Source organism: Rhizobium sp. BK456 (assembly GCF_014194045.1).
Taxonomy (GTDB): Bacteria; Pseudomonadota; Alphaproteobacteria; order Rhizobiales; family Rhizobiaceae; genus Rhizobium; species Rhizobium redzepovicii.
Genome location: NZ_JACIAO010000007.1, coordinates 143,034 through 163,542, shown reverse-complemented (window position 1 = coordinate 163,542; position 20,509 = coordinate 143,034). Strand labels below are relative to the sequence as shown.

23 protein-coding genes and 5 pseudogenes are annotated in these 20,509 nt (G+C 60.7%); 11 read left to right on the top strand and 17 right to left on the bottom strand.

What is annotated here, in order from left to right:
* Positions 1-15: 15 nt before the first annotated feature.
* On the bottom strand, positions 16-630 hold the full coding sequence (locus FHX03_RS20530) for a LysE family translocator (protein WP_183855183.1): 615 nt from the start codon (positions 628-630) through the stop codon (positions 16-18).
* A 158-nt stretch (positions 631-788) separates the two neighbouring features.
* Here FHX03_RS20530 and FHX03_RS20525 point away from each other — a divergent pair.
* Positions 789-1,387 (top strand): annotated as a pseudogene (locus FHX03_RS20525) (demethoxyubiquinone hydroxylase family protein).
* A 92-nt stretch (positions 1,388-1,479) separates the two neighbouring features.
* On the opposite strand, the gene FHX03_RS20520 reads toward FHX03_RS20525, so the two are convergent.
* The 3 genes and pseudogenes from FHX03_RS20520 to FHX03_RS20510 form a co-directional block, all read right to left on the bottom strand.
* The gene (locus tag FHX03_RS20520; RefSeq protein ID WP_183855181.1) at positions 1,480-2,256 is read right to left on the bottom strand and encodes a phosphodiester glycosidase family protein; all 777 of its coding nucleotides are present in this window, start codon (positions 2,254-2,256) and stop codon (positions 1,480-1,482) included.
* 22 nt (positions 2,257-2,278) lie between these two features.
* Complete coding sequence (gene ubiA / locus FHX03_RS20515) at positions 2,279-3,193, bottom strand: 4-hydroxybenzoate octaprenyltransferase (RefSeq protein WP_183855179.1); 915 nt, start codon at positions 3,191-3,193, stop codon at positions 2,279-2,281.
* A 111-nt stretch (positions 3,194-3,304) separates the two neighbouring features.
* Positions 3,305-3,889: pseudogene (locus FHX03_RS20510) on the bottom strand (class I SAM-dependent methyltransferase); the annotation flags it as partial.
* Here FHX03_RS20510 and FHX03_RS20505 point away from each other — a divergent pair.
* Positions 3,886-4,044, top strand: a pseudogene (locus tag FHX03_RS20505) (TetR-like C-terminal domain-containing protein); the annotation flags it as partial. The pseudogenes FHX03_RS20510 and FHX03_RS20505 overlap by 4 nt on opposite strands.
* A gap of 474 nt (positions 4,045-4,518) precedes the next feature.
* On the opposite strand, the gene FHX03_RS20500 reads toward FHX03_RS20505, so the two are convergent.
* Complete coding sequence (locus FHX03_RS20500) at positions 4,519-5,733, bottom strand: argininosuccinate synthase (protein ID WP_183855177.1); 1,215 nt, start codon at positions 5,731-5,733, stop codon at positions 4,519-4,521.
* A 124-nt stretch (positions 5,734-5,857) separates the two neighbouring features.
* Between FHX03_RS20500 and FHX03_RS20495 the strand changes: the two genes are divergently transcribed.
* Together FHX03_RS20495 and FHX03_RS20490 are read left to right on the top strand one after the other, a co-directional pair.
* Complete coding sequence (locus FHX03_RS20495; protein WP_183855175.1) at positions 5,858-6,325, top strand: Lrp/AsnC family transcriptional regulator; 468 nt, start codon at positions 5,858-5,860, stop codon at positions 6,323-6,325.
* Positions 6,326-6,426: 101 nt separating this feature from the next.
* Entirely contained in the window at positions 6,427-7,116 is a 690-nt protein-coding gene (locus FHX03_RS20490) for a hypothetical protein (protein WP_246699273.1), read from the top strand.
* Between the two features lie 37 nt (positions 7,117-7,153).
* Here FHX03_RS20490 and FHX03_RS20485 read toward each other — a convergent pair whose 3' ends face one another.
* Positions 7,154-7,462 (bottom strand): hypothetical protein, encoded by a 309-nt coding sequence (locus tag FHX03_RS20485; protein WP_183855173.1) that lies wholly within the window; start codon positions 7,460-7,462, stop codon positions 7,154-7,156.
* Between the two features lie 11 nt (positions 7,463-7,473).
* Between FHX03_RS20485 and FHX03_RS20480 the strand changes: the two genes are divergently transcribed.
* Positions 7,474-7,650 carry a hypothetical protein gene (locus tag FHX03_RS20480; RefSeq protein ID WP_183855171.1) on the top strand — a complete coding sequence of 59 codons (177 nt, stop codon included), beginning with the start codon at positions 7,474-7,476 and terminating at the stop codon, positions 7,648-7,650.
* 57 nt (positions 7,651-7,707) lie between these two features.
* Here the strand turns inward: FHX03_RS20480 and FHX03_RS20475 are convergent, their stop codons facing one another.
* Together FHX03_RS20475 and FHX03_RS20470 are read right to left on the bottom strand one after the other, a co-directional pair.
* Positions 7,708-8,280 (bottom strand): chloramphenicol phosphotransferase, encoded by a 573-nt coding sequence (locus tag FHX03_RS20475; RefSeq protein ID WP_183855169.1) that lies wholly within the window; start codon positions 8,278-8,280, stop codon positions 7,708-7,710.
* A gap of 15 nt (positions 8,281-8,295) precedes the next feature.
* Positions 8,296-8,764 (bottom strand): annotated as a pseudogene (locus FHX03_RS20470) (hypothetical protein).
* A gap of 129 nt (positions 8,765-8,893) precedes the next feature.
* On the opposite strand from FHX03_RS20470, the gene FHX03_RS20465 reads away from it, so the two are divergent.
* Positions 8,894-9,769: a helix-turn-helix domain-containing GNAT family N-acetyltransferase gene (locus FHX03_RS20465; RefSeq protein WP_097625932.1), complete on the top strand. Its 876-nt coding sequence runs from the start codon at positions 8,894-8,896 to the stop codon at positions 9,767-9,769.
* Between the two features lie 24 nt (positions 9,770-9,793).
* On the opposite strand, the gene FHX03_RS20460 is transcribed toward FHX03_RS20465, so the two are convergent.
* Both FHX03_RS20460 and FHX03_RS20455 read right to left on the bottom strand, forming a co-directional pair.
* On the bottom strand, positions 9,794-9,997 hold the full coding sequence (locus tag FHX03_RS20460; RefSeq protein WP_097625931.1) for a hypothetical protein: 204 nt from the start codon (positions 9,995-9,997) through the stop codon (positions 9,794-9,796).
* A 367-nt stretch (positions 9,998-10,364) separates the two neighbouring features.
* On the bottom strand, positions 10,365-11,006 hold the full coding sequence (locus FHX03_RS20455; RefSeq protein ID WP_131711771.1) for a dihydrofolate reductase family protein: 642 nt from the start codon (positions 11,004-11,006) through the stop codon (positions 10,365-10,367).
* A gap of 91 nt (positions 11,007-11,097) precedes the next feature.
* Here FHX03_RS20455 and FHX03_RS20450 point away from each other — a divergent pair, with 91 nt between their 5' ends.
* On the top strand, positions 11,098-11,619 hold the full coding sequence (locus FHX03_RS20450) for a winged helix-turn-helix transcriptional regulator (RefSeq protein WP_183855167.1): 522 nt from the start codon (positions 11,098-11,100) through the stop codon (positions 11,617-11,619).
* 25 nt (positions 11,620-11,644) lie between these two features.
* Here the strand turns inward: FHX03_RS20450 and FHX03_RS20445 are convergent, their stop codons facing one another.
* The 3 genes from FHX03_RS20445 to FHX03_RS20435 are packed head-to-tail and all read right to left on the bottom strand — an operon-like array spanning position 11,645 to position 14,249.
* The gene (locus FHX03_RS20445) at positions 11,645-12,493 is read right to left on the bottom strand and encodes an ABC transporter permease (RefSeq protein WP_183855165.1); all 849 of its coding nucleotides are present in this window, start codon (positions 12,491-12,493) and stop codon (positions 11,645-11,647) included.
* Positions 12,451-13,251, bottom strand: coding sequence for an ABC transporter permease (locus FHX03_RS20440; RefSeq protein WP_183855164.1), 801 nt, complete (start codon positions 13,249-13,251; stop codon positions 12,451-12,453). The genes FHX03_RS20445 and FHX03_RS20440 overlap by 43 nt, the downstream gene beginning before the upstream one ends.
* Positions 13,248-14,249, bottom strand: a complete 1,002-nt coding sequence (locus FHX03_RS20435; protein WP_183855162.1) for an ATP-binding cassette domain-containing protein — start codon at positions 14,247-14,249, stop codon at positions 13,248-13,250. The genes FHX03_RS20440 and FHX03_RS20435 overlap by 4 nt, the downstream gene beginning before the upstream one ends.
* 203 nt (positions 14,250-14,452) lie before the next feature.
* Here FHX03_RS20435 and FHX03_RS20430 point away from each other — a divergent pair, with 203 nt between their 5' ends.
* The 4 genes from FHX03_RS20430 (at position 14,453) to FHX03_RS20415 (ending at position 18,369) form a co-directional block, all read left to right on the top strand.
* Positions 14,453-15,010, top strand: a complete 558-nt coding sequence (locus FHX03_RS20430; protein WP_097626066.1) for an NADPH-dependent FMN reductase — start codon at positions 14,453-14,455, stop codon at positions 15,008-15,010.
* A 264-nt stretch (positions 15,011-15,274) separates the two neighbouring features.
* On the top strand, positions 15,275-15,946 hold the full coding sequence (locus FHX03_RS20425) for a response regulator transcription factor (protein WP_097625925.1): 672 nt from the start codon (positions 15,275-15,277) through the stop codon (positions 15,944-15,946).
* On the top strand, positions 15,946-17,298 hold the full coding sequence (locus FHX03_RS20420; RefSeq protein ID WP_097625924.1) for a sensor histidine kinase: 1,353 nt from the start codon (positions 15,946-15,948) through the stop codon (positions 17,296-17,298). The genes FHX03_RS20425 and FHX03_RS20420 overlap by 1 nt, the downstream gene beginning before the upstream one ends.
* A 171-nt stretch (positions 17,299-17,469) precedes the next feature.
* A complete protein-coding gene (locus FHX03_RS20415) occupies positions 17,470-18,369 on the top strand; it encodes a DUF3313 domain-containing protein (protein ID WP_097625923.1) in 900 nt (299 codons plus the stop codon).
* 102 nt (positions 18,370-18,471) lie between these two features.
* Here FHX03_RS20415 and FHX03_RS20410 read toward each other — a convergent pair.
* From FHX03_RS20410 to FHX03_RS20395, 4 genes and pseudogenes are all read right to left on the bottom strand, one after another.
* Positions 18,472-18,972: pseudogene (locus tag FHX03_RS20410) on the bottom strand (GNAT family N-acetyltransferase); the annotation flags it as partial.
* Positions 18,973-19,149: 177 nt separating this feature from the next.
* On the bottom strand, positions 19,150-19,647 hold the full coding sequence (locus FHX03_RS20405) for a BA14K family protein (protein ID WP_097625922.1): 498 nt from the start codon (positions 19,645-19,647) through the stop codon (positions 19,150-19,152).
* Positions 19,648-19,835: 188 nt separating this feature from the next.
* Complete coding sequence (locus FHX03_RS20400; protein WP_097625921.1) at positions 19,836-20,051, bottom strand: hypothetical protein; 216 nt, start codon at positions 20,049-20,051, stop codon at positions 19,836-19,838.
* A 189-nt stretch (positions 20,052-20,240) separates the two neighbouring features.
* Complete coding sequence (locus tag FHX03_RS20395) at positions 20,241-20,474, bottom strand: hypothetical protein (RefSeq protein ID WP_375166047.1); 234 nt, start codon at positions 20,472-20,474, stop codon at positions 20,241-20,243.
* Positions 20,475-20,509: the final 35 nt, after the last annotated feature.

Here is a 20,509-nt window from a genome sequence, read left to right as displayed (position 1 = left end):
TAAATTGGGATGCCGTCAGCGAACCAAGAGCAGGCGGTCGCCGATCAAGCTCAGGGCGACGCCCATCACGCGCTCCATGCCGACCTTGAAGCGCAGGAAGCCGGCGGAAACGCGCGGGTTCGAGAAGAAAAAGGCCAGGCCGCAATACCAGAGAGCCGAAAGAAGGAAGCAGGTCAGGGCGATGAAGCAATAGAGCCAAACGGGCGCATGTGCGGGAATGACAAGCGCAAAGATGCTGCCGAAGAAAGCCACCGATTTCGGATTGGTCATGCTGACGACGTAAGCGCGGCGCATGGCGGAGCACCATGCGACTTCGCTCGGTCCCGTCGGCTTCAAGGGCTTGGACGCGTTGCGGATCATCTTCAGCCCCAGCCAGATCAGATACAATGCGCCGGCCACCTGCAACATCATATGCAGCCATTCGAAATGGGTCAGGAGAAACCCGAGCCCGGCCATCGCCATGACGGCCCAGGTCAGGGATGCGACCGCAAGTCCGAGACCCGCAAAGAGCCCGGCAACGCGGGATACCGATATGCTTGTTTCGGTGACGATGATGAAATTCGGTCCGGGGCTGACGAGGGAGGCGATGTAGACGCTGACGAGCAATGCGAGCGAATTGATATGGTCCATCCGGCTTTCCTACGTTGCTTGCCGGAGAGCCTATGCGAGGCCGGTGGTTATTGAAAGGGCCCATCACTCAAGGGCTGACGGGCCGGCCCGCGGCGCCTCTTGACGATCACGGCGGCAATCCTACCTACTGCCGGCAAGGGAACCGGGGCAGAGTGGTTATGATCAATCCGTCGAGCAACGCGGGAATGCGCGACCCCGATGTCACCGTCCGTCGCATTCTCAAGGTCAACCATGCGGGCGAGTTCGGCGCCATCAGGATCTATGGCGCCCAAATCCTGATGGCCCGGCGGCTGTTTCCCGGCATCGTGCCGGCGCTCGAAGAAATGCGCGAGGACGAGATCGAGCATTGCCGGCTGTTTCGCGAGGCCATGCCTGCAAGGCGCGCCAGGCCGTGTCGCGTCATGGCCTTCTGGAGCCTCGGTGGTTCCGTGCTCGGCATCCTGACGGCGCTTGGCGGGCGCAACATGATCTGGATTTGCACACAGGCGGTGGAAAGCACGGTCCATCGCCATCTCGAAGACCAGCTGGCCTTCTCCTCGCCCAGCGTGATCCCGAACTTCACGCCCTCATCGCGTCGATCCAGGAACAGGAGCTGGCGCATCTCAGGAAAGCCGAAGACAGCCAGAAGAGACGGGGCCTGCGCCACGCCTTGCTCCTGCCCGTCATCGGTGCCCTAACCGACCTGATGATCTGGCTCTCCACCTGGGGAGACTCGAGCTGGATGCGGGCCGAAATGACGCGTGCGGGGAGGGGGTAGGCATTGATGGGGAGCACTATGGTGTCAGGGTCGATATCGACGTGCGACCAAATGTTTCGGCCAGCTGATTGGCGCCCTGATGAAGGCTATGGTTATTCGACAAGCCCAAGGATCGGGCCGTAGCCGCCGTGCCAGGAGCGGTCGTTGCGGCCCATCGCCGGATGGTAGAGCCCGACACCGTTTCCGCCGTCGAGAAACAACGCGTCGGGGCATTGCAGCTGGTCGCGGAAGAGCCGTGCGAAATCGTGGAAATTCACTCCGTCTTCGCTGATTGCCAAGCGGACCGTGCCGGCCGCGCAGACGCCGATACCGCTTCTGCGGGTTCGATCCGTCGAGCCGGGGATCAAGATCGGGTTCAGCTTGTCGGCGATGACAAGCATCGGACCGGACTGCGTGGCGAACCGCACCTTGGGCGCATTTTTCAGAAATTCATCGGTCGGCAGTATGCCGGCGCCTGCTTCACCAAGAAAGAATACGCCGTTCGGCTTCTTGTAGAAATTCGGCACCTGGCCGGCGGAGCTTTCGGCCTTTGCGGTATTGGCGGGTTTCAATTCCCTGGCGTTTTCGACATACAGCCCCATCGGCGAAAAATCGGCCCGGTACATGCCGGCGTTGACGGCCAGCACCAGCGTCTTCCCCTCGGCGCGAACGGCTTCGGCAAGGCTTGAAAAAGTCCGGTACGGCTCGCCATCGGCGCCCTTCCAGAACAGGCGCAAGTCGGCTTTCCCCGTTTGCAGCGTGCAGACGACGTATTTCGCCTCTTCGAAAGTCTCCTGGTCGCATTGCTCAGCATGGGCCTGATGCAGGGGTGTCATCGTTGCTGCCAGCATCATGGTGGCCGCGAACGCGGCTTGTTTAAAATAGGTCATCGGCGTCACGTCCTCGAGCTGTCTACCATGTGCCTGACAGAGCCGTGCCGGCGAGCAGCACGCCCGTCAGGATATTGGCGAGGAACAGGCGATAATTCAGGTCCGGGCGGGCAAGGTCGATCCGCCGGGTCTGCCACGCAAGCTGGGCTGCGATCACCAGCATTCCGATCGTATAAGGCGACGACATCTCCAGCAGCCAACCCCCGAGCGACCACGCCGCAACGGCCAGAGCATAGAACAAGCCGATCCACAACTTGCCGCGCCGGCCGAACAGGATTGCCGTCGATTTCAGGCCGAGGCGGGTGTCAGCCCTGACATCGACATAGGCATAGACCGTATCATAGCCGATCTGCCAGGCGACGGCCCCGGCCCACATCAGCACAGCGCCGGCTGGGATATGGCCGGCAATCTGGGCCCATGCCATCAGCATGCCCCAGTTGAACGCCGCGCCCAGCACGGCCTGGGGCCAATGGGTGAAGCGCTTGCAGAGCGGATAGACGAAGACGAGCGGCAGAACCGATATCGCGATCAAACGCGTGTAAGGCGTCAGGAAAAACAGAAGCGAGGCCGCGAGCATCAGTTCGGCGACCAGAAAGACGAAGGCGTGCATCGCACCGATATCGCCGCTTGCGAGCGGCCGAAAACGGGTCCGCTCAACGTGAGCGTCAAAATTCCGATCCGCGATGTCGTTGACCGTGGAGCCGGCGCTTCTCATCAGCAAGGCGCCGAGAGAGAAGATCACGAGTTCACCGAGGTCCGGCAGGCCGTGCGACGCCTGAATGAGGGCAGCCCAGCACGGGAAAAGCGTCAGCCATATTCCGACCGGCCGATCCAGCCGCGCGAGCCGCGTATAAGGCCGCCATGCGACCGGCAATCGGCGATCCACCCAGTCGCCATGGTGGATGTCGCTGAGGTCGGGGTGACTCGAAGTCATCATGAGACAATCCAAATTTCCTGTCGCAGCGGCCGGGATAGCGGCGGCCAGAATAGGAATTTTTGCAAGCGGAGCAATGGCCGCCTGCAGCGAGCGGCAGCCTTGGGTCCGTTCCTATTTACCGGCGAATGCGACATGGGGACCGGCGCCGCGATCCGGCGCATCTGCGGGCAGGCCGAAGAAACGTTTGGCCATTTCGGTCGGGCCGATATCCTCCAGATATCGGAAACCCAGGCTCAGCAATCGGTCCGCGAGCTGCTTGGGATCGAAGTGCGTCAGCCATGGCTCGCCGGCAGCGGCCGTGCGCGACCCCATTTCCGCGGCGCGGGCGCGGCGTTCGGGCGGATAGTTCTCCAAGGGTTCGCTGTAGTCAAAGACGATGGACGAGCTCGGCAGGCCGGCGACGAAGCGCAGCAGGGCAAACACCGACGGTTCCGTGAGATAGGGCACGACGCCGAGCCAGATGAAGAAGGAGGGCGTTTCGAGTTCGAGACCGCAATCGACCAGGCGCGTTCCGAGATCTTCCTGCTCGAAATCGACGGGAACGAATGTCGGCAGATTTTGCGTCACCCCTATCTCGCTCAGCCGCCGCTGCTTCCAGCTCTGCGTGGCAGGATGATCGACTTCGAAGACCTTCAAGCCGGCATGAGGATTGCGCAGTGCGAAGGTGTCGAACCCGGCGCCGAGGATGACGGCCCGGGGACGTGCCGAACGCCGCGCTCTTCCTCTGGTCGCTGACGCATGGCCTTGCCTTGCTGATGATAGACGGCCAGGTCGAAGCCGGAGCCGATCCCGATGCGAAGGTCGAGGAAATCCTGAAGCTCGTCGGCATGGGATTGCCTGCAGCGAGATAGGCTGTTGTCGGCGCGCTCGGCCCATCCTCTCCACACAAGTCCGTCCAGCAGGATTGCTTCGATCCTGAGCATGAGCGAGTGGCACGGAGATCGGGCAAGAAGCCCGAATATTCAATCGCTACCAGGCGGTACGGGCAGTGCCGAGTGCTGTTGTATGCGAGGATGATACCTGCGCGATATGCGTTTTGAGCGACACGACGCAGTTTCCCGGAAAACTGAGTTTGTGCATCGTCAAGTGCTTCAGCAACGCCTCCGCATCGCGCTTCTCAGTAAGCGGAAATGTCACAGTCATGCGAGTTCCTTCCAACGAACACAGTGAGCATCCGATATAGCTAATGTCTAAATTCTTTTGCGCCGCAACAAGAAAATTTTAATGATAAAATTAAAATCGATTAGCTTTTTCGTGTGTCTTTTTAAGATCGTTTGAAATCGGATTCCCGGTCGCGGCTGCCAACGCGCCGACGCAAGGCAGGCTCATCTGCCGTTGCGGGCTGCCCAGCTCCTGAGCCGCAATCCGTTGAGTTTGATGAAACCTTCGGCGTCGTGATGGTCATAGGCGACGGCGCTTTCCTCGAAGGTGACGAGATCGGCGGAATAGAGTGAGCAGGGCGAGGTGCGGGAGATGACCGTAGCGCTTCCCTTGTAGAGCCGTACCGTCACTTCGCCGCTGACGAAGTCCTGGCTCCGGTCGATCAGAGCCTGCAGCATTTCCCGCTCGGGAGAGAACCAGAAGCCATTGTAGATCAGCTCGGCGTAGCGGGGCATGATCTCATCCTTGAGGTGTGCGGCGGCACGATCGAGCGTGATCGATTCAATGCCGCGATGCGCCGCAAGCAAAATCGTGCCTCCCGGCGTCTCGTAAATGCCTCGCGATTTGATGCCGATGAAGCGGTTTTCGACGAGATCGAGCCGCCCTACGCCATGTCGACCGCCGAAGCTGTTGAGTTCTGTGAGCAAGGCAGCGGGTGTCATCGCCTGGCCGTTCACGGATACAGGGTCGCCGTTTTCGAAGCCGATGGTGACGGTCTCGGGGGTATCGGGAGCGTCGACAGGATCGATTGTGCGTTGATAGATGTATTCGGGCGCGGCCTCGGCCGGATCTTCGAGGATTTTGCCTTCGGTAGAGGTGTGCAACAGGTTGGCGTCGATTGAGAAGGGCGCTTCGCCGCGCTTGTCCTTCGGCACCGGGATCCGATGCATCTCGGCATATTCCAGAAGCTGCATGCGGGAGCGGATGCTCCATTGGCGCCAGGGAGCAACGACCTCAATCGACGGATCGAGTGCATTGACGGCGAGTTCGAACCGGACCTGGTCATTGCCCTTGCCTGTCGAGCCGTGGGCAACGGCATCAGCACCGACCTGCCGGGCTATGGCGACCAGATGCTTGGCAATCAGTGGCCGGGCTATGGAACTGCCGAGCAGATACTGCCCCTCATAAAGCGTGTTGGCGCGCAGCATCGGAAAGACGAAGTCGCGAACGAATTCCTCCCGCAGATCGACGATACGGATGTCCTTGACCCCCAACATTGCTGCCTTCGCCCGCGCCGGCTCAAGCTCCTCGCCCTGGCCGAGATCGGCGGTGAAGGTCACGACCTCGCATCCGTAGGTCGCCTGCAGCCATTTGAGGATGATCGAGGTATCCAAGCCGCCGGAATAAGCGAGCACGATTTTATCTATCTGTCTTGCCATCAACCGTCTCCATATCGATGCTTGCAACGATAGGTTATGTCTTGCGCAACGAGCTTGCGAAGAAGCCTCAAAATTGCGATTATTTGGCATATTATGCCACTATGAAAGAACTCGGAGCTATAAAGTGCCGAACCTCCTTGATGCGATCGATCGCCATATCCTGCGCGTGCTTCAGCGCGACGGGCGCATTTCGAATGTCGAACTGGCAAAGGAGGTAGGGCTGTCGCCTTCGCCCTGCCTGCGCCGCGTGCGGCTCTTGGAAGAGGCGGGTGTTATCGATCGGTATGTTGCTGTGCTGGACCCGGCAAAGGTCGGGGCGGGGCTGACGGTTTTCGCCCGCGTATGGTTCAAGACCCAGGATGCCGAGGTCACGCTGCGCTTCGCCGAAGCGGTCCGGCGGTTTCCCGAGGTGATGGAGTGCTACCTGACGACGGGTGAGTGCGACGCCGTGCTGCGCATCGTCACCGCCGATCTTCACAGCTATTGGCGTTTCCAGGCCGACCACCTGACCCGCATCCCGAGCGTCCTCAGCGTCAAGACCGACGTGCCGATGGAAACGCTGAAGCGGAGTTACGAGCTGCCGGTTCGGTAGGCGCGCGCGGCTTGTGTACCGGTGCGTGGCCAGCCTCGTCCTTCGAGGCCCCTTCGGGGCACCTCAGAATGAGGCTGGAGAGAGGGCGCCCTCGTTAGGAAATGTCTGATGCTGTGGAGGGACGGCCTGCAGACCACAGAGGCACACCGATCAGCCCTCATCCTGACGTGCGCAATCTGGAGGATGATCGATTGCAAGGAAATCCGCAAAACCACTTAAAATTGACCAAAGTCATTAACAAGCTGTCTTATGCTCTCGGTTATTCAGAAGGCGTTGTGTTTTGCACGAGTTATTTAATGAGCGAGACTGCCGAAAGAACGCTGCGAGTTAGGCCGCTGCAAAGGCATCATCAGCATTCGATTGCCTTGATGTTAGCTATGGTGGGGTTTGTGGCTTCGTGTTCAAATGCAGATGAAAGCGCCATCGCAGCTAAGTTTGTGGCCAGCGAGCTTCATTTCCTGGGCTCTTTCTGCGAAGGTCCTTATTTAGCGGTGCGCGATGGCAATTACATTTCCTTTGATGGCACAAAGTACAAGACGCTTCTTCGAAACGTTGCGGTAACTGCTATCGGACCGGATCGCCTCTCCATGTCCTCCGAGATCGGCTCAGGCAACTTGATAGTAACATACCTGCTCAAGCACGACAGCACCGTCGCGATCATTGAAAGCGTAAGAATGGAGCCGGGACTAAGTCCAGAGCACTGGGCCACTGCGAGCGGCATTGAGTTCAGAGATGCTATTGAAAAAATGAAGAAAATTGACCCGTTGGTCCTGTGCTCGGTAACGACATAGCGCCAATTCGCCTGGCCCTCGTCCAGCTCAAGCCATATCATTCGACAATTTTGCCTCTGCCAGGGGAACGAATTTGAGCCACAAGCTTGAGAACGAATCCAAGGGTTGGAGCACTCCATACGAAGGCGATGAGCCAAGCAGTTGCGGTCGCACCCACACACTCGCTCTCGTTAATTTCACAAGAGGCTCTTACGGCATTGCCATACAGGCACAGCGCTCCGACCACCAAGGCTGAGCTGGCGATTGCAATTGATATCCATAACCTCCTGCCTTGCCCCATTATCAGCGCCGCGATGAAAATTGCTGCAAAGGGCAAAAGCGTCAGCCATATCATGCCTGCTTCCATTCGAGGCTCTCTTGAAAAGTCTGAATCTTTCAGGCCATCGCAAATATCTGCTGGTGGCGCAACGCGGCTCTGTCTGCCATGCCTATGGATTGCCGGCATCGCTGTCTGCCGACGCAACTAACCCCAGCTCCGAGGCTGACATGGGAATTCCTGACGGGGCGGAAGTATTGCCCGTCCTGGGAATCTGAAGCAGCACCCGCTTATTCACGACGGATTCGCTATCGCTGGGCTGGAAAGTAACGACGTCAGGGATTGCCTGCGGCGTTCAATACGTGATTTCGAATGGCGGCCGCACTTTCCTGCGGTGATGCGAAAGTGACATCCAGGACGAGGGTGTTTTGATGTTGGGGATCGAGAACGCAAGCTTGTCGGCTGCGTTTTCTCGACGCCTCCGCATCTGTGGATTTCAGGTGGGCACGGCGTGCCGGTGTCGAAATCCGGCGCGCCAACTCGTCCTCATCGCAGAGCAGCCGCACTGGCACCAGCAAGGCTTGGCGTTGTTGTGCTGCGGCAGCAATTTGCTGAAACGTGCGCATGCTTCGCTGATCGCCGTCAATCCCGGCATGCGTGAAGATGAAATTGGCCGAAGGCGCGCTATAGGCCACGATCGCATCCAAGACGGCTTGCCGAACCCTGCCGGTATATTCCCATATTCCTTCCGGGAGGGGGGACGTCCCGCCGTCATCCAGGAGGCGCAGTATCGGGTTGTTGAACCAGTGATTGTCGATAATCTTTGCGGGGACAAGCGGACTTAATTCTTTGGCGATCGCGAGTTTGCCGACGCCCGGAAAACCGATCAGCAGAATGAAAATATTCATACGGAGCAACGTCCCTCATTCAATCTGGATATGGATATGGTCGTCGTGGCGGGCGGCACGGCAGCCTTGGAAGCGGACGTGGCTGTCGGTGATGCCAAGCGCGTTCTTCAGATGCGGCTCGATGAAGATTTTCTGCAGGCCGAAGCGTGCCACGCCTTCGCTGGTCAGCCAGGCGACCGCGGCCGATGTGCGCTGCTCCTCGATGCCATAGGCCGGAAACAATGGCTGCAGCGCGTCGAAATCCCAGCGTGTGGTCAGCCAGTCGTTGCGGCCTTGGCATGGCAGTTCGTCGCCTGGTGCCGGCTCTTCGAAGGCGAAATAGCCGATCGGGGAGCGGGTGGCGCGATTTGGTCAGCTTTGCCAGAAAGCGGCGGATGCGCCAGGCGCGTGACGCGGCGAGGGCGATGAGATAGGCGACTCCGCCGATCTGCGTGAGCAGCGTCAGAATGACGACGATCAGGACGTGGAGGGTAAGACGGAACACTGGAGAGCCTTGCGGGACGTTGTCATCCCATAGGCGAGGGGATGCTGATCGGCAAGATAGCTGCAGGCCGGCGACCGGCCAGTGCGCTCCAAATTGACAGCGGCAGTTATCTGACTTAAGTCAGATAATATGGTTTGCGATCCTATCTCTCGCGTCCGTCGCTTCAACCGTGCCGTCACCTCCGAGGTCGGGGCTCTCGACAGCTCGTTCCTCGGACGCGGACGTCCGCTGGGGGCTGCCCGCGTGCTCAATTCGATCGGCCGGGGACAATCGGATGTTGCCGCGATCCGCGATTATCTGGGCCTCGACTCCGGCTTGATGAGCCGCCTGCTGCGCAGCCTGGAAGAGGAGGGTCTCATCGAGACGGTGCCGAACGCTGAGGACGCACGTCGCCGCGTCGTCAGATTGACCGAAAACGGCCGGTCCGAGTTTCAAGCCTATGAAGCGCTTTCCAATGCGCAGGCGGAAGCATTTCTGGCGCGCCATCGCCGTCCGGAAGAACTTCTGTGCGCCATGGATATGATTGCTTCCTCGCTGAAGCGCGACCAGATCGTGATCGAGGAGAAGGACCCTCGGCACGAGGATGCCCGCTATTGCCTAAGCGAATATTACGGCGAACTTGCACGCCGCTTCGAGAAGGGTTTCGATGTGTCGCTGTCCCGCGATCCCGATGCCACGGATATGATCCGTCCGCGCGGTGCGTTTCTGGTGGCCATGTCCGATGGCCTGCCGATCGGCTGCGTTGGAATGAAGGGCGATGGCGGCGAGGTCGCAGAGGTTAAGAGATTGTGGGTCGCCCCATCCGCACGTGGTCTCGGGCTCGCAACATGCCTGATGACGGCCGCCGAGACCATCGCCCGCGAACTGTCCGTCAAGCTCCTGCGCCTGGATACGAACAGCGCGCTTTCCGAGGCGCAACAGCTTTATCGCGGAAGCGGCTGGGTTGAGATCGGCCGTTTCAATGACGACCCATATCCCGACACGTTTTTTGAAAAGCGTCTTTAGAAGAAGTTCGATGGATCGATGGCCCTACTGGTGAGCCAGATGCTTCGACAGTTCGGCCAAAAGCCTGTCGCGGTCGGTGGTCGTCTGGACAAGATCGACGGCGGCGGTGACGGCGCGGCGTCCTTCGACGCTGTCGACGTCAACCTTCCTGTCGGAGCACCATTGCCGAACGGCATCGGTGACGAGGATTATTTCGCGGTCGTCGAGGTAAATCAGGGATTGGAGCATCACGCGCACTCCGTTGACCGGCAAGAACCCGCAGCAACTCTTAAGCGGTCCCGCCGAAAAATCTTATGGCCGACAATATAATTTTACGCTTATAAAATGCGAACACCACTGCCATTTTAGAATGGTGCGATGACGTACGGTTCCGGGCCGGCTCCAGGGGCCAACGGGATGTATTGACGGCCGTCAGACCGGCACCTGCTAAGGATTGTCTGATCTTCTGCATCGGGGTTTCGGTCTTGATGTTGCGGACGCTTTGGATGCGGCTAGGCTGCCGGTGCTTCCGACCGTCGTCATCGCCATCTTTGCCGCAGACATCCTGCGGCATGCGCGCTGGCAAAGGCGATATCAAGTCAGATCGGCGGCTGGTTTATTTTGCCAGCACGATATGTGTGGCGTGTTCAGTGGCGACATGCTCGGCGACGCGGAAGCCGTGGGCGGGCAGGTCGATGCCGGCGAACATCGCTTCTCCCTTGCCGAGCACGACGGGCGAGATGGCGAAATGCAATTCGTCGATCAGGCCGGCTTGCAGATATTGGCGGACGGTGCTGACCCCGCCGCCGATTTTCACGTCCTTGTCGCCGGCCGCAGCCTTCGCCTTTTTAAGTGCATCTTCGATGCCGCCGGTGATGAAGTGAAAGGTCGTACCGCCCTCCATGACGAGGGGTTCGCGCGGGTAGTGCGTCAGGATAAAGGTTGGCGCGTGATAGGGCGGGTTCGGCCCCCACCAGCCCTTCCAGCTCTCATCAGGCCAATCGCCGCGAATGGGGCCGAACATGTTGCGCCCGAGAATGAAGGCGCCGAAATTCGCCATGCCGCGGGCGGCATAGTCCTCGTCAATCCCTTGTGAACCGTCGTCCTTTCCCTGCATCGCGCGGAAAGTGCTGGTATGGAAAAACCATTGAAACATCTCGGCTCCGCGTTTGCCGAGCGGATCTTGCATGCTTTGTTCCGGACCCGCACCGAAACCATCTACGGACAGGGAAAACCCTGCGACACGCACCTTTGACATGTTCTCCTCCATCTAATTGCGATTTGAAACCGGTTGCGTTATCTCACGAGTGATCCTATATTGCAACCAGTTTTTTCTAGGAGTGCATGTCGTGGATATCGAACTGCGGTCGGGCTGCCCGATCAACCTGACGATGGAGGTGCTGGGCGACAGGTGGAGCCTCATCATCATCCGGGACATCATGTTTGGCAACCGTCGCCATTTCCGCGATCTTCTGACCCATTCGGAAGAGGGGATCGCCTCCAACATCCTGGCGGCGAGGCTGAAGCGCCTGCTCTCGCTGGGGTTTATCAGCAAGCGGGACGATCCGAGCCACAGCCAGAAGGCAATCTACAGCCTCGAGGAGCCGGCCATCCAGCTTGTTTCCGTCTTCGCTATGATCGGCGCCTGGGGGCGGCGCCATCTGCCTGTCAGCGAGGAGCTGAGCATCCGGGCGCAGCTTCTCGAAGAAGGCGGGCCGCCGCTCTGGGACGACTTCATGAAGGATCTCCGGCAAATCCATATCGTCGATCCGATCGGCGGAGCCAACGGCACGCGCACCTCGGCGGTGCTGGCCAAGCTGACGGCGGCGTTCCTCGAGGTCCGAGCGAAATCGTCGGCGCTGGCCTCCTGATATCGTGGGAAATCACCCGGCCCGATCAGCCGCCGGCGCCCTGGTATTTCCCGGTGGCGTAGCGCCAGTACGCCATTGCGATCAGCACCCAGACCGGGCCGGCCGCCAGAGCCGCAGGCGCGGCCCAGTCCCCGAGGATGGGGACGGGTTTGCCGAGCAGGGCGGCGACGGGAACCGAACTGGTGAGGGCTAATGGCACCGCGGTGATGAGGGTGATCTGAATGCCGCCGGGAAATATGTTGAGGGGATAACGCGTCAATTCCCAAAAGCCGAAGAAGATCGAGAACAAGTGATTGGAGCGCACCCAGATCATTGCCGTGGCGCCGATCATCGTGATCAACGAGGCGGTCAGCAACGCCGCGCTGGTGAGCGTGGCAATGAGGAATGACACGGACCAGACCGACCAGCCGAAATCGACGGATAGGACGGCCCAGCCCATCAGCGCCACCGCGAGGATGACGTGGCCGGCGTAGCTGATGTTGAGACCGGAAAAGATCAGATAGGCCCAGGGACTGAATGGCTTGACCAGCAGCGTATCAAAGGTGCCAAGCCGCACCAGTTCTTCCAGGTCGCGCAGTTGCACGAAGCTCATTGCTGCACCGAGAGAATAGGCGAGCAGCTGGAAGCTGAACAACAGCGCCAACTCCGGCCAGGTCCAGCCGCCGAGCGTGTCGAATCGCGCTAGCAGGATGCCGATGGTGGCGAAGACGCTGCCGTAAGAGAGGATCTGCGCAAGACGATCGAGCCAGAAGGCGCCGCGATATTCCATCTGCGAGCGGACATACATGCGCACCAGCAACGGGATGACGCGGAGGTGGTGGAGGAGCACGGTCAGCCTCCCTGCACGGTGATGCGGGTGGAGGCTGAGTGCCATAGCCAAAGGACGCCCAAGAGGAACAATCCGGCCCAGCCGAGACCGAGGCCAAGATGAAGCCAGGTGTCGGCAGTCGAAAGCCGGCCGAGATAGACGGCATTGGGATAATAGACGACCCAGGCGAAGGGCAGATGGCGGGCGACCGTCGCCAGCGGCTCGGGAAAGAACCAGAAAGGCACGAGTACGCCGGAGAACAATTGCAGCAGGGCGCCGAGGATCCAGTCGAGTGAGAAGCTCGTCATCAGCCAGAAGGCGATGAGGCCGAAGAACGCCGACATCAGGAATAGGAGCGTAAAGGAAAGTGCCCAGAAGGCAATGAACATCAGGGCGTGGAACAGGCTTGCCGGCGGTAGCATGCCGTAAAACAATGCGGTGAAGGCGATGGTTGGGATCACCTGCGTCATCAGCCGATAGAAAAAGCTGCCGCATTCGTTGGCGAAGAGATAGAGCGGATAGGATAGCGGCTTCAGCAACCAGACAGCGATATCGCCTGTTTTGAGCGACCGGCCGATCTCGCCGATGATCCTTTCAGGCCGGGTGGCGCCCATCACCGTGCCGCCGAGCAGCGCATAGGTTACCATCTGCTGCAGCGAGACCCCGTCGACCACGACTGCACTGACGCCGGCATAGGCGGCCTGCCAGATGGCGACGCGGGCGAATACTTGCACCAGTTTGCCGAAGATGTTGGCCCAGACCTCATTGCGATAGGCGAGCTGGGAATGGAAGGAACTCCGGGTAAAGGCGAGATAGGCGCTCATGACGCCCGCGCCCTGGCGTTGCGCCCCTGGTAAAAGGTGCGGATGACTTCTTCGATGTCCGGCTCGTGCAAAGCCACATCCTTGAGGCCGCGGTCGCTTCCGACCTCCGACAGGATCCTGACCAGCGAAACGTCTTCGCGTTCGATCAGATAGTTCTTGCGCAGGCCCTCGTCGCTGACGAGCGAAGCGGTGCTGAGCGGCAGCGGCCCGGGGTCGCTGGCAAATTCGAGGGTCAGCCGCCGGGCCGAACCCAAGGCGGCGCGCAGGCTCCTCAATTCGCCGTCGAAGATCAGCCTGGCGTGATCGACCATGATCAGCCGCGGGCAGATGGTCTCGATGTCCTGCAGGTCGTGGGTGGTGAGGATGATGGTCACACCGCGCTCGCGGTTGATCTCGGCAAGAAAGCGCCGCACCGCATCCTTGGCGACCACATCCAGCCCGATGGTCGGTTCGTCCAGAAAGAGGATTTTCGGATCGTGCAGCAGCGACATCACGATTTCGGCGCGCATGCGCTGGCCGAGGCTGAGCTGGCGCACCGCGCGGTCGAGAAAGGGCGTCAGGTCGAGCAGCTCGCTGAAGCGCCGGAGATTATCCGTATAGCGGGCAACGGGTATGTCGTAGATGCGCTGGTGCAAGGTAAAACTGTCCACCAGCGGCAGGTCCCACCACAGCTGGCTGCGCTGGCCGAAGACGACGCCGATATCGCGTGCATTATCCATGCGGCTCAGATGCGGCGTGCGGCCGAGCACCGAGAGCGTGCCGGCGCTCGGCACCAGGATGCCGGTCATCATCTTGATCATCGTGGATTTGCCGGCGCCGTTGGGGCCGAGATACCCCACCGCTTCGCCGGCCGCGACGTCGAAATCGATGTCGGAAACGGCCAGAACTTCGGTATATTCGCTCGTCACCAGCGTCTTCAGGGCGCCCAGAAAACCCGGAAATCTTTTGTGCTGCCGGAAGCGTTTGCTGACGCCCCGTGCCTCGATCAAAGCCGTCATCTGTATTTCCCGCCGATTCGGCAGCTGTCAGGATTGGAACCCAAGCTAACGCCGGGCTCGGCCAGTGCAAGCAAAAGTCGCTTTTGCCTTTCCCTCAATCGCGCAATTCGAAGCGCTCCCGCGCCGCCTGCCGTTCCGAAAAGACGCGCGGCGCCACAGCCTTTTGCGTTGACAGCCGCGGTCAATCGATCGCTGTTGGGCTCATGAAGATTCTCGCAATATCCGGCAGCGCTAGGCGCGATTCCACCAATACGGCCATGCTGCGGGCTGTCCGCGCCGTTGCCCCAAGTGATATCGAAATTGCGATCTTCGATGGTGTGGGAGGTTTGCCGGTATTCTCGCCCGATCTCGAGGGGGAAGCTCTGCCGGCGGCCGTGCGGGATTTCGTCGCATCGATCGCTGGGAGCGACGGGGTGATCATCGCCAGCCCGGAATATGTGCGATCCATCCCCGGCGGCCTGAAGAACGCGATCGACTGGCTGGTCTCTGGCGAGCAGATCGTCCACAAGCCCGTTGCGCTGCTGCACGCATCGCATCGGGGCGATGACATGCTGGAGGGCCTGCGCACGATCCTTGCCACCATCACCGATCGGTTCGCAGCGGATATCTTTCTCCGGCTTCCTCTGATGAAGCTGGAACCGGCCGAGGTGTTGCGGGCGGTCGAGACGGCGGAGAACCGTTCGAGGGTGCAGGCCTATCTTCAGGCCTTCTCGGCCTATTGCGAGGCAGCTGGCCAGACGGTCATCGGACCTCCATCATGAGGCCGCTCTCGAACGCCGCTTTTCCGTGAAGCGAGTGCAGTATTGCGAGCGGGGCTGCGAGCAGCGCCGCGACGATGAAGGCGGAGAGGGCATGTCTGGTGAGGAGACGAAGGATAGGTCTGATCATCTCGATTTCTAGGCGCCGCGGATATCTTCTGTGCTGGACCTCGACAATTGCGGCAGCATGACCGGCGCCTTGCAAGCTCCGCAATGCTGCCGCAACCCTTGTGGCGGAGAAAAGGGAAACTGAGACACAGGCGGGCGATGCGAATATTGTTGATAGAAGACGAGAGGGAACTGGCCGAGGCACTGTCGGCAGCACTCGGCAAACATGGGATCGTCACCGACCACACGATGCATCTGGCCGATGCCGTCGAGTTGACGCGGCAGAACCACTACGACGCGATTCTGCTCGACCGGCGCCTGCCTGACGGAGAGGGGTTGAGCTTCATTCCGGAGCTGAGGCGGACCGGAAAACATACGCCGATCATCGTGCTGACGGCGCGCAACGAGCCCAAGGAGCGGGTCGAAGGCCTCGACCTCGGCGCCGACGACTATCTTGGCAAGCCGTTTCTCGTGGAAGAACTGATGGCACGGCTGCGGGCGGTGCTGCGGCGGGCGCCGGATCTTGCCGAATTGCAGATTGCCGCCGGGCGGATGGTGATTGATCCGCTGCACCTCAGCGTCACGGTCGGCACGGTGCCGCTCGACCTGCCGCGACGCGAACTTCTGGTATTGGCAGCCCTTGCCAGGCGGAAGGAGAAGACCGTGCTCCGCTCGACGCTGGAGGCGGCGGTTTATAATTACGAGGAGGAGATCCAGTCGAACGCGCTCGACGCGCATATTTCGCGGCTGCGCAAGCGACTGATCGATGCCGGCGCTGGCGTCGCGATCCATAATATCCGCGGCGTCGGCTATCTCATGAAGGAAGAATGATGGCCAAGGCGCAAGACGCCAATCCGTCGCTGTGGTGGCGACTCAGCTGGCAGCTCAGCATCGTCTTCGTCGCTGTGGTGGCGGCTGTCATCGTCGGCCTTTGCATTTATGGGGCGATAATCCTTTCGCCGAACGTCGCCACGGAAGACAGGCTGACTGTGGCGCTCGATGAGGCGCTGGCCCGCGATGCTCAAGGCAGGCTCGTCATGACCGACAGCCCGCGTCTTCGCGCCTTCAAGGCCGAGAGCGACAGGCTCTGGTTCGTCGTGGCGACGCCGGACGGGCAGACGGTTTCCTATGGCGCCGTGCCGGAGGCCTATCAGGCGCTCGGCCCCTATGTGTATCTGATCAAGGAGGCCGATATACGCGGTGCCGCATCTGTCGGCGAGAGTGCCTCGATCGACAGCGTCGAGACCGGGATCGGGCCTTTGCGGGTGATGTATGGCGGCAACCCGAGCCGGAGCGCCACCTTCCTGACCATGCTCACAGAGACCTATCCGATCTATGTGCCGCTTCTGGTGATCGCCCTGCCGGCGGTGTTTTTTGCGGTCCCGAGGATCGTCGGGCGGTCGCTGAGGGGGATCAGCGAGGTGGCGCGTGAGGCGGCGGCAATCGACCCGCGCCGGCAGGGCGCACGCCTTCCCGTGAGCGGCATTCCCCGGGAAGTGTCCCCGCTGGTAGCGGCCTTCAACGGCGCGCTGGAACGGCTGGAGAATGAATTCCGCAAGCGCCAGCGCTTCCTGATCGATGCTGCGCATGAACTGCGCACCCCGATCGCCATCATGCAGACACGTATCGACGGGATGCCCGACGGCCGGGAGCGGCGGCGGATGCTCGACGACGTGGCGCGGCTGGCCGAGGCGGCCGAGCAGCTCCTCGATTTCGAGCGAAACGACCAGGCGGTCGATCTTGACGAAACGGTCGATCTCGTCGGCATCGCCCGTACCGTGGTGGCCGACCTCGCGCCGCTGGCAATCGCGGGCGGTTACCAGATCTGCTTTCAAAGCGATGCGGATAGGCTTGAACGCCGCGGAAGCCCTTCCGCCCTGCCGCGGGCGGTCAGCAACCTGGTGCGCAACGCCATCGATCATGGCGGCAACAGAGGTATGATCACGGTTTCGGTCTCGCGCGCGGTTTCGGGCGGCGACAGGATCAGCGTCGCCGACGAAGGGCCGGGCATTCCGGCCGAACATCGCGAATTGGTGTTCGAGCCCTTCTATCGCGTCACCCCCAGAAGCAAGGGCGCCGGTCTCGGCCTCAGCCTCGTCAGGCAGGTCGCCGCAAACCATGGCGGCGAAGTCGGCATCGAAAGCAGTGTTGCCGGGACGCGGGTGACGATCGAACTCGCATAGACGCGTACGCCTGTCGGAAGCGGCCTGTAATGTTGCGGCAATTCTCGACCGCCACTTTCGCTGGAGACTAAACACCTAGAGCGCCGCGCGTCTTACAAGACGCGCCAAGGACGCTCTAGCGCTTTAAACCCGCGCATAATTTTCCGAAAATCGATTTCGACTTTCGGGGTTATGCGCTACCGGCGACGGAGGCCAGACAGCGTGCTCAGCAATCCATTTCCATTTTCTTTGCCATGGGCGCCGAGAGGCTTGTCTCTCGCCGTGTTGATGGCGCTCGCTATGGCAGGGGCAGGATGCAGCTCGGTGCCGCTCAAAGAGGCCGGCACGCTTTCCTCCTACGGCAATCTCGGCGCGCCGAAGGGCAAGTTGTCGAAATCGCGCGTCTATGTCGATGGGACGCGCCTTATCTCGGCAAATACGGTGAGCATCGTGCCGACGAGCTTCGCTTTCAGCGCCGCGACCCGTGTCAAATCGGACGCGGACCGTGTGATGGTGGCGAATGCGCTGGACCGAGCGCTCTGCATTTCGCTCAGCGACAAATTTCAGCTGGTCTCTTCAGGCCAGCCGGCGGACCTGACGATTCGCTCCGTCGTTACCGACATCGTACCGACCAATAAGGCGATGGCTGGTGTTTCCACCGTCGTCACCGTTGGTACCGGTTTCGTGCTGCCGGTCGCCGTGCCGCGGCTGCCGGCCGGTCTCGGCGGACTGGCGGTCGAGGCGGAGGCCGTCGACAGTGGTGGCGTGCAGCGGGCGGCGATCGTCTGGTCGCGTGGGGCAAACTCGCTGCAGAACACGCCCCGCGTTTCCGAAGTCGGCGATGCCTATAGCCTGGCGTCGAAATTCAGCAGCGAGTTTTCCCGGATGCTGATCAAGGGCAGGGAGCCGAAGGGTGTGGATATCTCGCTGCCGTCTGGGCAGCGGATGAAATCCTGGCTCGGCGGAAAACCGAAATACGCCGCCTGCGATGCCTTCGGGCGATCGCCCGGACTGATCGGCGCGGTGGCCGCCAAATACGGCGTGCCGCCGCAATGGACGGAGAAGAAGCCGACACCGGCGGCGACTTATTGAAAAAATGCGCGCTCAGCCCCGCCCAGGCTGACGGGACGGACGGAGCAAAGGCGGGCAAGGCCCGTGTTCCGTCCGTCTGGAAATCCGTCCCGCATTTTCACGTCAGCCGGTGGCTCCTGCCTTCAGCCGGAAATAGAGTTTGAGCTGATCGGGCCTGTCGGAGGGATGCGGGCCGCGCATAAACAATTCACCGCCATTGCGCTCGATCACGCGCCGCGAGGCATGATTGTCCTCGTTGCAGAGGATGACGAGGCGGTGGAGGCCTTCCTTTGCCGCGACCAGCAGCAGCAGTTTAAGGGCGGTGGTCGCGTGGCCGTTGCGCTGTTTCCACGGCACGACGGAGTATCCCACATGTCCCGATACTTCGGACGGCAGTTCCTCGGTGCCGGCTTGAAAACGCAGGCTGATGCTGCCGCAGAATTCGCCGTCCCATATCCAGAACAGACGGGTGATCAACTCCGGCGATCGGATCCCGCTGCCCCGTTGGTCACCAGCAATGAGGCCGTTGAGGAACCCCGATCTGTGCTGGCGTAGCCGCTGGAGTTCGCCCAAAATATGGGCCTGGTCTCCGGCGCGGCGTGGATCGGGAGACCAGCCGGCGGCGCAATTCAGAGGTTCGATCCGCGCGGCTCACAAGCTGGAAGACAAGCACGGCTGGGCGCTGTTGGGAAGCGAGTTGTTTTGGGGCGCGGGCGTCACTGATGGCGCAGGCGTTGCCCGAGCAAGATCAAAAAAAGCCCCGCATCTTCATGCGAGGCTTGCTGCTGACGGGTAGACGGGCTAGCGGCACTGGCGGCGCGGGCCGTAATTAGGCTGATAGGTGTTGTCGTAGGCGCGATAGGACCGGTAGCGGCTGTAGCAATAGTCGGCATGCGAGCTGTAGCCGGGTGAAGAATAGGCGCGCGGCTGCGAGGCGATGATGCCGCCGATGAGGGCGCCGGCAGCCAGGCCGCCGATGATGGCGCCGCTATTGTCGTGGTGACGATACCGGCGATCGTAGCGGCGATCCCAGCCGTAGCGGTCGTCGCGATAGTGGCGGTCGCGATCATAGTGGCGATCGCGATAGTAGCTGCGGTTATTGTTGTATCTGCGGGTTTCGCCGTAGCGCGAGCAGACGATGGAGTAAGGACTGCAGCCGACGGTCATAATCCGGGCATCGGCATTACCTGACCCCGGAGCCGATTGCATGGTGTTCGGCACGAAGACCGGGCCTGCCGAAGCCGGCACTCCGGAGAAAGCCGTGGCTATCGACAGCGCAATGATGGCGAACCTGTTCATTTCACTCACCTTGGGTAAACGGATGTATCCAGGGCATAACGCAGCGGAAGGCAATTGGTTTCATTTTGGGATGGGGAGGGATGACCTATGTGCGTATCCGCTAACGTAAAAAGCAGCTCGGCCACCGGCGGAGCGTGTCCTGCCGGAGGCTGAAGGATGCTCTTCCAGCGCGCGGCGGAATTGCGTTATCAGGTTCGCTTCCCGCCGGCCAGCAATCGAAGCTGGCTCTCGTCATGCACGCCTTGCCGGTAAAGCTCGATGATAAGAGCGCCGAGGCGGTCGGCTTGCTCGCCTGACCGGTCGATCTGGAACTCGCTACACAGCGCTTCATGGACCCGCCTACACACATCGAGGTCTTCGGATGCGAGCGGTTCGTCACGCGTGCTGAACAGCTTGTCTGACATCGCAATCTACCCTCTTTCGATGCCGTGAATCGCTAACGGTGAAAAAAAGATAATTTCGCGATCCTTGCTCTGCAAGATGGGCGAACGTCCGATATTCAAAACAATTCGGGGAGCGCCCACTCGGAAGGATACTGGCGAGGCAGCGCGGTATGGGATGATAGCGATGAGCGTTTCGACCTGACAGAAAATCTACTTGGTTGTGGGGTCCTTGCCGATTTGCTTCGACAGGCGCAGTTCTTTCAGCCGCTTGGTTTTCTCCCGGCGGGCCCGCTGTTCAGCCTCGATGGTTTCCTTGGCAGCTCGCTCGGTGTTCTCGAACCGATCCTGCCGGTAAGCCTTTGATGAGGGTTCACGTTCTCTTGTCATGGCCGCTAAACGCAAATCGGCGAAAACGGTTTCATGAGAAAATGCGTCACCGGCTATCAATCGATCAGTCTGCGGCGACAGCGCCCTTTTGT